General features: G+C 69.5%; 7 protein-coding genes. 1 reads left to right on the top strand and 6 read right to left on the bottom strand.

Translation table 11 applies throughout. The features are described from left to right. Positions 1 to 3: 3 nt before the first annotated feature. The 5 genes from G4D83_RS13345 to G4D83_RS13325 form a co-directional block, all read right to left on the bottom strand. Complete coding sequence (locus G4D83_RS13345) at positions 4 to 1,908, bottom strand: hypothetical protein (RefSeq protein ID WP_163865095.1); 1,905 nt, start codon at positions 1,906 to 1,908, stop codon at positions 4 to 6. 43 nt (positions 1,909 to 1,951) lie between these two features. Continuing rightward, the gene (locus G4D83_RS13340; RefSeq protein WP_163865094.1) at positions 1,952 to 3,613 is read right to left on the bottom strand and encodes a TolB family protein; all 1,662 of its coding nucleotides are present in this window, start codon (positions 3,611 to 3,613) and stop codon (positions 1,952 to 1,954) included. A gap of 249 nt (positions 3,614 to 3,862) precedes the next feature. Then, on the bottom strand, positions 3,863 to 4,831 hold the full coding sequence (locus G4D83_RS13335) for a FecR family protein (RefSeq protein WP_163865093.1): 969 nt from the start codon (positions 4,829 to 4,831) through the stop codon (positions 3,863 to 3,865). Positions 4,832 to 4,867: 36 nt separating this feature from the next. Continuing rightward, positions 4,868 to 6,715, bottom strand: coding sequence for a sensor histidine kinase (locus tag G4D83_RS13330; RefSeq protein ID WP_163865092.1), 1,848 nt, complete (start codon positions 6,713 to 6,715; stop codon positions 4,868 to 4,870). Next, a complete protein-coding gene (locus G4D83_RS13325) occupies positions 6,712 to 10,038 on the bottom strand; it encodes a response regulator (protein WP_163865091.1) in 3,327 nt (1,108 codons plus the stop codon). The genes G4D83_RS13330 and G4D83_RS13325 overlap by 4 nt, the downstream gene beginning before the upstream one ends. Positions 10,039 to 10,236: 198 nt before the next feature. On the opposite strand from G4D83_RS13325, the gene lexA reads away from it, so the two are divergent. After that, positions 10,237 to 10,902, top strand: coding sequence for a transcriptional repressor LexA (gene lexA, locus G4D83_RS13320; RefSeq protein WP_141648756.1), 666 nt, complete (start codon positions 10,237 to 10,239; stop codon positions 10,900 to 10,902). 34 nt (positions 10,903 to 10,936) lie between these two features. Here lexA and G4D83_RS13315 read toward each other — a convergent pair whose 3' ends face one another. Then, positions 10,937 to 12,073, bottom strand: a complete 1,137-nt coding sequence (locus G4D83_RS13315; RefSeq protein ID WP_163865090.1) for a tetratricopeptide repeat protein — start codon at positions 12,071 to 12,073, stop codon at positions 10,937 to 10,939. Positions 12,074 to 12,087 lie beyond the last annotated feature (14 nt).

Genomic DNA, 12,087 nt, shown 5'->3' with positions numbered 1-12,087 from the left:
GCCTCATGGACGCACCTCGACGAGCGCGGTGACACCCGTGGCGACGTCCGCCACGGAGACACTCACCGGTCGCGTGGCGCGCACCGTGAACGACGTGCGTCCCTCGCGGACCTCGTCGCCTTCGCGCGCTCCGTCCGACAGCGCGACATGCACCGCGCGCCCTTCCAGGATGCGGCCGCGCGAATCCTCCACCCAGTACGTCACGCGCGTGCCCTCCACGCGAAGCCGCACGTTGACGGGGACCTGGGGCGCCACGCGAACCTGCTGTGAGACGGCCTCGGGCACGAGCGGCGGGTCCAACGGATACGCCAGTCCCTCGCCCCCCAGGACATGGACGGTGCGCACCAACCCCGTCCACAGCCCATGCGCCACCAGATGCGCGCCCGGAGCCAGCTTCCCCAGGGACACCGTGCCATCCAGGCCCGTGGTCAGTTCGTGCCCATCCAGACGCAGCGGCTGCGAGGGCACCGGCAGCCCCGCCAGGTCCGACACGCCCGCGTACAGCACACCTCCGCGCGGCCATACAGCGATGCGCGCCGGCTCGCTGCCCACCGGTCCCCACGCCCGCGCGCTCAGCGTCACCTCCTCCTCGCCTCCGGAGGCCGGCGGCTGCCAGGCGCTCGCGAAGTCACCGGGCGCGGGCTCCACCGGCGGAGTGAAGTCCCCTTCGGGCGCGGTGAGAGACAAAGTCGCGCCAGGACGAGGACGTCCGAGCGCATCCCGCGCGCGCACTGCCACCTGTGCCTGGGCGCCGCGATGCACCAGCGGCTCCGACACGGACATGGCCAGCTCCGTCACCGGTCCCTGCACCAACTGGAGCGCCAGCACCTCGCGAGAGCCCGCGCCGCGTTGAGGCCAGGCCGCTTCGATTCGCTCGTCGTCGCCCACCGTGCGGGGCGCCGTGTAGAGCCACTCCAGCATGCCGCCCGCCGCGCGCGACGGCCCCTTGAGGACACCGCGACGCGCCTGCGCCGTCACCTTCGCATCCTCCACCGGCTTGCCCAGCGGGTCGCTCGTCGCGCACAACAACCGCGCCCGCGACACACCATCCGCCGGAAGTCGCTGCGGCTGGAACACGCACGCGAGCCCGTCGGTGGGCGGCAGGTTCAAATCGATGTTCTGTCGCTTCGCATTGCCCGCCCGGTCCACCACGCGGCCCTGGCCGAAGCGATGTCCTGGCGGCACGACGATGGGGAGACGGAAGCGACCATCCGCGCCCGCCGTCACCGGACCGAACGTCGCCCCCGCGATGTCGATGGAGATGCGCGCATCCGGCTCCGTCGTGCCCGGCAGGTTCACCGACGCGGCGAGCGGAACCAGCACTCGCCCATAGGCCCCATGCACCGACTGCGGACTGGGCCACGCGGAGAACGCCACCAGGATGGCCACCTCGGGATGCCGCGTGTCCGGGAGGATGTAGCGCGCCCGATACATTCCAGGCGCGACACGCTCCAACCCTTCCACCCTGCCAGTGCTGACACGCACCACGGGCGGCGCGCCGCTGTCGTCGGCCGTGCCATCCGGGCGCAGCAGACTCACGGTGAGCACCGCCTCCTTGTCGCGGCCCTTCACCGGAGCGGCGGGCTCAAGTCCCAGCTTCACGTCAGTGGCGGGAGGTCCGAGCACGAAGCGCGCCTGCGCCTCCAATCCATCCACGCGCGCGCGCACCACCACGTCACGAGCCCCTGAGTGGGGCACGACGATGAAGGTGCGGAGCGGTGGCTGCGCGAGTCCCTCACGCAGCTCCGCGCCCTCCACGATGACGGTGGGTGTGCCCGCCAGCGGCACGGGAACTCCAGACGCATCCTTGCGCACCACCGCCACGGGGAAACCCTCGGGCGTCACGGCGGACGACGGCCCAAGCAGCTCCAGTGTGTCGGCTCTGGCCGAAGCACACACGCACAGCAATAGAATGGCGGGGAGCGGAAAATGTTTCAGGACGCGTAGAAGTCTACAGGGCCCGTCCTCTCCGCCGAAGCTCCTTCCGCGAAACCACCACCGAGACCCGCCGGGGTCGCGCCAGCCACAACGCCACCAGCACCAGTCCCGCCGCCGCCACCGACGTGCCACTCGCGCTACACCCTGCTCCAGGCTCGTCACTCAGCGGCACGAAGGTCAGGGGTGACACCCCGCCTACCTCAAGCGTGAGGGGTGCCACGGAGTGGCCCGGAATGAGCTCCTCCCCCGCCACCGGCTGCGTCACACCGCACTGCGACGCGGTGCCGTAGATGCGAATGCGGAAGGAGCTTCCGGGATTTCCTGAGATCAGCGCCGCCAGCCACGTGTTGCCATCCAGCGTGACGTCCCGCGCAACCAACGACACGGTGGGCTTGAAGCGGGATGGGTCAACGATTTCCGCGCCGTCCAACCAGACCCAGCCGGAGGTGGCGCGCTCGCCGCTGTAGCCGTTGTCGACACACATGACTCCCGCACCCAGGCCATGGAAGCCGAGTGACACCGCGTTGGGCTGCCCCGTCGTCCGCGCCACCTCCAGCGCGGCCAGGAGCGGCGTCGACCCGGGCTGAGTGCACACCGCCTCGGCCGTCCGCGTCGGCTCCGCGGGCGAGGCGTCACAGGGGAGCTCTCTCGGGAGCTTGAAGGTGAACGAGCGCACGTTGAAGTCCCCGTTCTCCGCCACCGTCCACACCACGCGCACGGTGCCGTCGTCGGACACGCTCAAGTCATTGAGGTTCTCGTTCTCCGGCGACTGGGTGAGCAGGTAGAGCGTCTGCGTGTCCAAGTCGTAGAGCGCGATGTCGAAGTCGCCCTTCGTCGGGTCCCTGCGCTCGAAGGCGATCAACGAGCCGCTGATGCTGGGGTTCGCATCCAGCCCCGGCAGCGCGAGTCGCTGCTCGGTGCCGCCATTCACGGGCTTCCAGTAGATGTCCCGGTCCGACACACCGTCCACGGTGCGCGTGCTCGCGTAGACGACGATGTCTCCGTTGGTGTCGGGCTGGGACTCCTCGCCCTCGCTGCCGGTGAGCGCCTGCGAGTTGAAGCCGTTGCCCGCCCAGCGCGCCTGCCAGATGTCGCAGTGCTGGCCCTGGGCATCGCACTTGGCCCAGACCACCGTCTTCCCATCCGGGGACACCGACGGTGTGCGGTCCAGCATGCGATCATCCGTGAGCCGGGTGAGCGTGCCCTGGTCCAAATCGTAGAGGGCGATCTCCGGCTCCAGCGTGCTGCCGGTGTAGCCGAAGTCCTGCCACGCCACGGTGCGGCCCCCAATCACCGCCGCGCGCCGGCTGCTGCCCGCCTGGGGTGCCAGCTCCACCGGCGCCTGTGCCTTGCCCACCTCGTACGTGTAGATGGCGCTGGAGGTGTTGACGCGAGTGAACACCACGGTGCTTCCGCTGATGTCCGACACGAAGTCGAACGCACCGTCGTTCGGAATGGCCTGGTCCACTCCGGACACCATGTCCTGGTAGCGAATCTCGCTCGTGCCACCGGACTCGCTCGTGTACGCGACCAGCGCCCCGCTCACGTGAGGGTCCGTCTGGTCTCCGGGCCCGCCATTCACCACCTTGGCGGACCCGCTGAGACTGCCGACTTGAGGGGAGGCGGGGGACAGCGCAGGCAGCAAGCACGTCACGACGGCGAGAGCGCGCAGCATTTGAAACCACCTTCCCGGGGGGACTCAGGAACGACAGACCCATGGCCCGCACAAGGCGCAGTGGGTCCGGAATGCTCCCCGGAGCGTGCTTCCCACGGCGGTCACGGCCGGCCGGACTTCAGGCCCCGCGGCTTTGCGCACCAGGCCTTTCGGCCAGGATTGCCCTTGAACAGGAACGACTGTGGGTTGGAGTCTAGGGAGACCCCCTGCCAGGGGTCAAGCCGACCGCTTGCCCGCATGCTCGTGGCTTCAGGGAGTTGCGTCGCTGGCCTGATTCCAGATGTCGGAGTCGGTCTTCAGCGAAGGAGGCCGGGTGTCGACGATGAGCTCGGCCTTCTCACGCTGCTCGACACGGCCGACGCCCACGGCGCGCACGTCCACGGTGTTGGAGCCCTCGCGCAGCTTCACCTTGCGCTCGAAGCGGCCCTCCGCGTCGGCGAGCACGCGCACGTCATTCACCTGCACGCGGCTGCCGGGGGTCGTCTGGCCTCGCACGACGAGGTCCTTCTCGCGACGGGTGCGCTCCGAGGGCCAGTCCACCTTGAGCAAGAGGCTGGTGGGCACTGCGGCGGGCTCTGACGGGGCCTGGCCCGGACGGATGACGGACTGCTGACCCGCGCGGACGATGACGACCTTGCCCTTCCCGAGCAGTGTCACCTCGCCCTCGCGCGTGCCGACGGCCACGGTGCCCTGGCCGTTGTTGCTCATGGTGAAGGCACCGGCTTCGTGCAGGGTGGCCACCGCGTCGCTCTGGGCGGCCCTCACCTCGAAGGTGTGGCGCTTGCCGGGACGCACGACGGCGGTCGCCATACCGTTGGCGAGCAGGAGGCGGGACACCGACGCGGTCAGCTCCTCCACGGACACCTCGGTGCCCGGGTCCATGCGGAACTCCACCGCCTCGCCGCCGATGAGCACGGCGTACGAGCCATCATCCGTGCGCACCTTGTCGTGCCGCCGCAGGGCCATGCCCACCGAGGCCTTGCGCCAGGTGCCATCGCCCTCCTTCACCTCCACGGTGCCCGTCACCTCGGTCAGCTCCAGCTCCAACGGCCGCGTCACCGCGGGCGCGGCCGCCGGCACCACGAGCGGGGCGGGCGGAGGAGGCGGAGGAGGTGGCTGGCGCAGGAAGACGAACCACCCCAGCGGCAGGGCCGCGAGGATCAACGCGAGGCCGATGAAGAACGGCGTCTGGCGCCGGGAGGGGCGAGGCTCAGCCATGGAGTCCCTCTAGCTATCACAGCCGGAGTGGGATGCTCAGGCCCGCGGCAGCTCGACTGTGAAGCAGGCCCCCTGCCCCACCTCCGAGCGGACAGAGAGCGTCCCGCCCGCCTCCGTCACGACGCGCCAGGCCACGCTCAACCCCAACCCCACGTTGGACCACACGTCCTTGGTGGTGAAGAAGGGCTCGAAGATGCGCGGGCGGATGTCGGGGGAGATGCCCTTGCCGGTGTCCTCCACCTCCAGGAACGCGCGGCCGTCGCGCTGCCCCGTGCGCAGGGTGAGCCGCCGCGTGGGCGACTTCATCATCGCCGTGCGCGCGTTGGACAGGAGCGCGAGGACGACCTGGGACAGGTGCCCAGGGTCGGCGCGAACGCGGCTCAGGCCCGGCGACAACTGGGTGGCAAGTGTCACGCCGTCACTGAGAATCTGGTGCTCGGTGAGGCTGAGCGCGTCGCGAACCACGGCGTTGAGGTCCACCGGGCGCATGTCGGGGCGCTCGCGCTGCTGGGAGAAGCGCAGGAGGTTCTGGGTGATTTCCTTGCAGCGCTTGGCGCTGTGCTCGATTTTGCGCAGCGTCTCCAAGTCGGGGTCCGCCGAGCCCCTGTCCAACATGAGCAACTGCACGTTGCCGAGGATGCCGGCCAGCGGGTTGTTGATTTCGTGCGCCACGCCCGCGCCGAGCTGTCCCACGGCCGCCAGCTTCTGCGCCTCGAGCAACTGGGCCTGGGCGCCGCGCAGCTCGTTCGTGGCCTCGTCCACGCGCATGCGCAGCTCGTCATTCCAGCGCAGCAGCCTCGCGCGGGCCGACTCCAGCTCCTCGCCCATGCGGTTGAAGGTGGTGGCCAGCTCGCTCAGCTCGTCCTGTCCCTCCACCTTGACGCGCCGGCTCAGCTCTCCGCGCCCGTAGGCCTCCGCGCCTTGAACGACTTCGCCCAGCCTCCGGTTGAGCCGTCGCGTGAAGAGCGCGCCCAGCCCCAGCAGGACGAAGAAGGCTCCGCCAATCGACGCCAGCACCGTGCGCCGCATGGCGTGCACCGGCGCCAGGGCCGTGGCCTCGTCCACCTCCACCACCACGTCGAAGCGCAGGCCCCGGGACACGCGGGCCACGCTCACGCGCCGGGGCGGGTCCTCCAGGCGGAAGCTCCTGACCAGGTCCGGCTCCGGGGCCGTCGGCGTCAGCAGATGGGCGGCCAGCTCGGGGGCCAGCGTCGTCATCCGTCGCGTGGGCTCCGTGCTCGCGAGGATTCGCCGGTCGTCGTCCACCAGGTCCACCCGGCCCAGCGAGCCCTGGGGACGGCGGAGCAGCGCGGCCTCCAGCGGCTCGAGGACAATCTCCGCCAGCGCGAAGGGCGCGTCCTCCCCTTCGGCCAGCTTCACCGCCACGGACACCGCCGCGTGTCCGCTCTCCTCATGGACGTAGGCGCCGCCGAGCGCCGCCTGGCCCTTTCCTCCGCCCCGGAGCTGCTGCACGGGCACCGAGTGGGCCATCCGCGTCTGCCCACCCTCCTTGAAGCGGGGGTGGCCCTCCACATCTTCCTGCCGGAACACGGGGGCGCCCAGCGGACGGCCCTGGGCGTCGAGCTTCAGCACCGCGCTCACCGCCGGGGACTGGCCGTAGAGCAGCCGCAGTCCACCCACCGTCTCCGCCTCCGTGGCGGACTGCCAGTCGAAGAGCTCGGCGGAGCGCGCGAGCGCCTCCACCACCTCCATCAACCTGGCGCCCACGGCCTCGGCGGCGGCGGACGCCTGGGTGCGTTGCTCCGCGTCGATGCGAGCGACCAGCTCCGCCTCGGCGCGTGAGAGCAACAGGAAGCCGACCGCGGCCAGCGGCAGCACCGTCGCGGCGAGCATGAACAGGACCAGCTGCTGGTAGAGCCTCACCCGGCGACGGAGCGTACCACCTGCTCCCGGTCACTGCGCAGATAGACGGAGCCCAGGATGGCCTTGGCGCGCTTCTTCATGTCGGCCGCGCGGCGAGCCAGCTCCGCGTGGTCCTGGGTGCCGTCCGTCATCACCGCGACGATGGACACGCTCATGATGGGGAAGCGCCGCCGCTCACCATAGCGGTCCTCCGCCTCGATGTGGCCCCGCTCCCTGTCTTGCCTGTCGTAGTAGAGCGGGATGATGCGGTCGAAAGTCTCGATGGCCGTCTGACAGACGCGGTCCACCGACTCCGGCGCGGCGATGAAGACGAAGTCGTCTCCGGCCACGTGGCCCAGGAAGTCTCCGGGCACGCCTTCCTGCGCGAAGATTTCGCGCATCAGGTCGCCCGTCTGCCTCACGACACCGTCGGCCTTCGCGAAGCCGTAGTAGTCGTTGTAGGCCTTGAGGTTGTCCAGGTCCAGGTAGCAGAACGCGAACGGCCGCCGCGCCACGAGCCGCCGCTGCACCTCGCGCTCAATCGCGGTGGAGCCCGGAAGCTGCGTCGTTGGAGAAGCCGACAGCTCCTGCTCCTTGCGGCGCAGCACGCTCTCCACCCGGGCGCCCAGCTCCAGCGCATCGAAGGGCTTGGTGAGGTAGTCGTCGCCGCCCAGCTTGAGGGCGCGCACCTTCGAGGACGTCTCCGCGCGGGCGGAGATGAAGATGACGGAGATGTGGCCACTGGCGCGCTCGGCCTTTATCTCCTCCAGGAAGAGGAAGCCGTCGCCGTCCGGCAGCGTCACGTCCAGCAGGATGACGTCCGGCCGGCGCTCGCGCAGGGAGCGGCGCCCCTCTTCCAGCGAGCCCGCCACCACCACGTCGAAGCCGATGTTCTCCAGCACCTCGCGACAGATGGTGGCGATCTTCACGTCGTCGTCCACCACCAGCACGCGGCCATGGGCCGTGCCCGCGCGACCGCGCACCAGCGAGTCCACCGTGGCCAGCAGCTTGTCCGGCATCAGCGGGCGCACCAGGAAGGCATCCGCCCCGGCGCGGAAGGCGCGCTGACGCTCGTCGAAGGCGGACGAGAGCAGCAGTGGCGCGCGCCGCGTCTCCGGGTCATGCCGGAGGATCTCCGCCAGCCGCAGCCCGTCCACGTCCGGCAACCGCACGGACACCAGCACCATGTCCGGGTGGTAGAGCCGCGCGCTCGACATGCCTTCTTCCGCGTTGAACGCCAGCCGCACGTCGTAGCCACGCGCGGTCATCAGCGCCTTCGCGATGTAGCCGACCTCCGGCTCGCCCTCGATGACCAGCACGCGGCCCCGGCTCTCGCGGCGTCGGGGCCCCGGCACTTCACCCGCCTCGTCGGACTGGCGCAGCTCCGGCGGCGGCTCGGTGGGCAACACCGCCATGAAGCGCACGCCATCCGCGCACGGCTCGCACCAGATGCGGCCACCGTGGGCCTCGACGATGTTGCGGCAGATGGCCAGGCCCAGGCCCGTACCGCGCACGGTGCGGTTGGCCTTGGTGCGCGCCTGCTCGAAGCGGTCGAAGATGCGCTCCAGGCTGTCCTCGGCGATGGGGTCGCCGCTGTTCCAGCAGGAGAGCACCACGTAGCCAGGAAGGCTGGACGTGGCGTGCAGCTCCACGCGCACCTCGCCGCCCTCCGGGGTGAACTTCACCGCGTTGTTGAGCAGGTTGTTGAGGACCTGGTTGAGCCGGTTCGGGTCGGCGATGACGCGCAGCGGATGGCGCGGCAGCCCCGGCGTCACCTGCACGCGCTTCTCACCGAAGGCCGGGCCGTACTTCTCCACCACCCGCTGGACGAGCTCGTCCAGGTAGGCGACCTCGAAGTTCATCCGCAGGCGGCCCTTGGCGAACTTCGACAAGTCCAACAGGTCGTCGACGATGGTGTTGAGCTTCTCGGTCGAATCCCGGGCCAGCGACAGGTAGCGGCGCTGGCGCTCGTTGATGTCGCCGGCCATGAAGTTGAGCACCAGGTCCAGCGCGCCGGAGATGGACGTGAGCGGCGTGCGCAGCTCGTGGCTCACCATGGAGACGAACTCGTCCTTGCGCTCCTCCAGCCGCTTCTGGTCGGTGATGTCGCGCAGCACCACGCACACACCACGCAGCGTGCCGCGCGCATCGCTCACCGGCGTCGTCGTCGTCTGCACGTGGCGGTCGAAGAGCTTCACCTCCTCGCGCAGCACCTGCGTGCCGCTGTACTCCCAGCCGCGCACCAGGTGGAAGGGCTGGAAGCCCAGCCGCTCCTCCATCATCCGGCTGGTGTGCTCCGTCGGGTCATCCCCCACGCGCAAGAGCCGCCGCGCCGCCGGGTTCATCACGACGATGTCGTTCTTCTCGTCGGTGAGCACCACGCCGTCGGCCATGGACTCCACCATCCGCTCCATGCGGTGGCGGGCCTCTTCCTCCGCCGAGCGCAGGGACTGGATGGCGTCCGCGGTCTGGTTGGCGAGCACGTCCAGCAGCACGCCGTCGTCCTCGGTGAAGGCGTCCGCGCGCTGGCTGAACAGCGACAGCATGCCCACCGGACGTCCACCCGCGACCAGGTTCACCGTGAGCTGGCTGGGGTACACGGCAGGCGCCGCCGCGTCCTGCGTCGTCGTCCCCGCCACGCGGGTGATGACCCGGTCCTCCGGCAACAACAGGCCGCTGCTCTTGCGGTACGCGCCGAGCATCGACTCCTTCACGCCCAACAACGCCTGCTCGCCCACGGTGCCGTGACAGCGCAGCCGCAGCGTCGCGCTGCGCGACTCGTCCGGGGCGATGAGCGCCGCGCCGCAGTCGTACGGCAGCACGCGCGCCACGGCGATGAGCACGCGGTCGATGATGTTGTCGTAGCTGGCCGGATCATTCGCGCTGGCCCGGCTCACTTCGTAGAGCACGAACAACGCTTCCACGCGCTGGTGGAGCTGGCGGATGAGCCGCTCCTTGTCCCGCCGCAGCTGCGTGTACTCCACCGCGTTCTTCACGGTGATGAGCAGGTCGTTCACGTCCCAGGGCTTGGTGATGTACCGGTACACCTGCCCCTTGTTGATGGCCGCGATCAGGTCATCGGGGTCGGTGAAGCCCGTCAACAACAGCGTGGTGACGTCGAACCCCTCCGCGCGCGCTGTCGCCGCCAGCTCGATGCCCGTCATCTCCGGCATCCGCTGGTCCGTGACGAGCACGTCCACCGACTCGCGACGTAGGACTTCCAACGCGGCCTGACCGCTCAAGGCCGTGAGGACGCGATACCGGCGCTGGAACATCCGCGAAAGGATGTCCAGGACGTCGGCCTCATCGTCGACGAAGAGCAGCGTGTGGCGGAGCTCGGACAAAGCAGGCGGAATTGTACGTCGAGATCATCGACTCCCCTCAAGAACTGAGAATGCCGAAAAGTTCGACACACACTGAGGGTGCGCACGGGGATACTGAACGGATTGACTCTACACGTATGTTCAGGGAAAGTGGACACTGAAAGCCTGTTGCCTGGAGACCTGCTCCAAGGGAATCAGGCCGGCCGAGCGAGGGAGCGCATGGAAGAGCTGACGGACCGCCAGCGCGAGATTCTCAGCTTCATCGTGAAGGAGTCGGAGACTCGCGGATTCCCGCCCACCATCCGGGAGATTGGCGAGCACATGGACATCCGCTCCACCAACGGGGTGAATGACCACCTGAAGGCCCTGGAGCGCAAGGGCTACCTGAATCGGGGTGAGCAGCAGAGCCGCTCCCTCGTTCCCACCAAGCGGGCCCGGCTGCTCCTCGGCCTGGGCGCCAAGCGCGACGCGGGCATGGTGGAGGTGCCCCTGCTGGGCAAGGTGGCGGCCGGCGCGCCCCTGCTCGCGCAGGAGCACATGGAGGACTCGGTCAAGATCGACAGCTTCCTCCTGGGCGGCGTGAATGGCCGGGAGGTCTTCGCCCTGCGGGTGAAGGGCCAGTCGATGATCGACGACGGCATCCACGACGGCGACTACCTCTTCGTGAAGAAGACGCCGGCGGCCAATCCGGGTGACATCGTCGTGGCGCTCATCGAGGACGAGGCCACGGTGAAGCGCTACTACCCGGAAGGCGAGCGCATCCGCTTCCAGCCGGCGAACGCCACCATGCAGCCCATCTACGTGAGCCGCACGGAGTTCCGCTCCACGATGATTCTGGGCCTGGTCGTGGGCGTGTACCGGAAGATGCAGGGCGGGCGCGCATAGCGTCGTCGCGGCCCCAGGGCCCCTGGGCTCACGCTCAGGGGCACTTCTTCACGCGAGGGTCCGCCGCCAACGCGCGAGCGCAGGCGGCCTGCACCAGCACCGGGTCCTTCAGCTCCTTGGCGAGTCGCGCCGTGGTGAGCTGGAGGTCCACGTCCTTCACCATGTCGTGCTCGGTGCTGAGGTTGCCGAGGATGCGCAGCGCGTCCGACTTGCGCTCCATGGTGACGAGCAGGTCCGCCAGCTCCCGCAGCTCGCGCACGTCGTTGCCCTGCACGGACTCGAGCGCCGCGGCCAGCTCCTGCTCCGCGCCGTCCTTGCTCTTCATGGCGAGCTGGATTCGGGCCAGCGCCACGTGGACGATGGCGCGGTCCTTCACGCGCAGGGATTCCTTGTACGCGTCGATGGCGTCACCCGGCTTGTCCAGCTGCAGGTGGATGGTGCCGACGAGCTCCCACAGCGTGGGGTCCCTCGGGGACTTGCTCGCGGCCTCCTTGTAGGCGGTGGCGGCCTCCGGCAGCTTGCCGGCGCGCACCAGGGCGTCGCCCAGCGCGGTGAGCACCCCGGGCGTGCGGAGGCCTTCGTCGGCGGCCTTCTGCACCAGCGCGAGAATCTCCGGCTGACGGCCCACCTTGGTGAGCACCTCCGTGGTGCGGAGGATGAGCTCGGACTTCACCACGCCCGAGGAGGCGTTGGCGGCCAGGATGAAGTGGCGGATGGCCTCGTCGTTCTCGCCCTTCTTGAGGTGGATTTCGGCCAGCTGCTCCAGCGCGTTGAAGTCGTTGGGGTACAGGGCCACGGCCTTGCGCAGGGAGCTGAGGGCCTCGTCGGGACGGCCGAGCTGGGCCTGGACGAAGCCCAGGCGGCTCCAGTTGGTGGAGCGCTTGGGCTCCAGCTTGAGGGCGGCCTCGAACTCGGTGGCGGCCTCCGCGATCTTCCCCATGGAGAGGAAGACCTCGCCGCGCGCGGCGGGCAGCCGCGGGTCATTGGGCGCCAGCTTGCGCATCTCCTCGAAGGACGCGAGCGAGGCCTCGAACTGGCCCTGGAGGTACTCGGCGGTGCCCTTGATGTAGAGGCCCTCCGCGTGGTCCTTGGGCGTCACCGTGGGACTGTCGTCACAGGCGGAGGTGGCGAGCAGGGCAATCAGGGACAGGGAACGCAGGCGCGAGAACATGGGGGCTCCGAATC

The sequence above is a fragment of the Myxococcus eversor genome (assembly GCF_010894455.1).
GTDB lineage: Bacteria > Myxococcota > Myxococcia > Myxococcales > Myxococcaceae > Myxococcus > Myxococcus eversor.
This window is presented reverse-complemented; position numbering and strand designations above follow the sequence as displayed.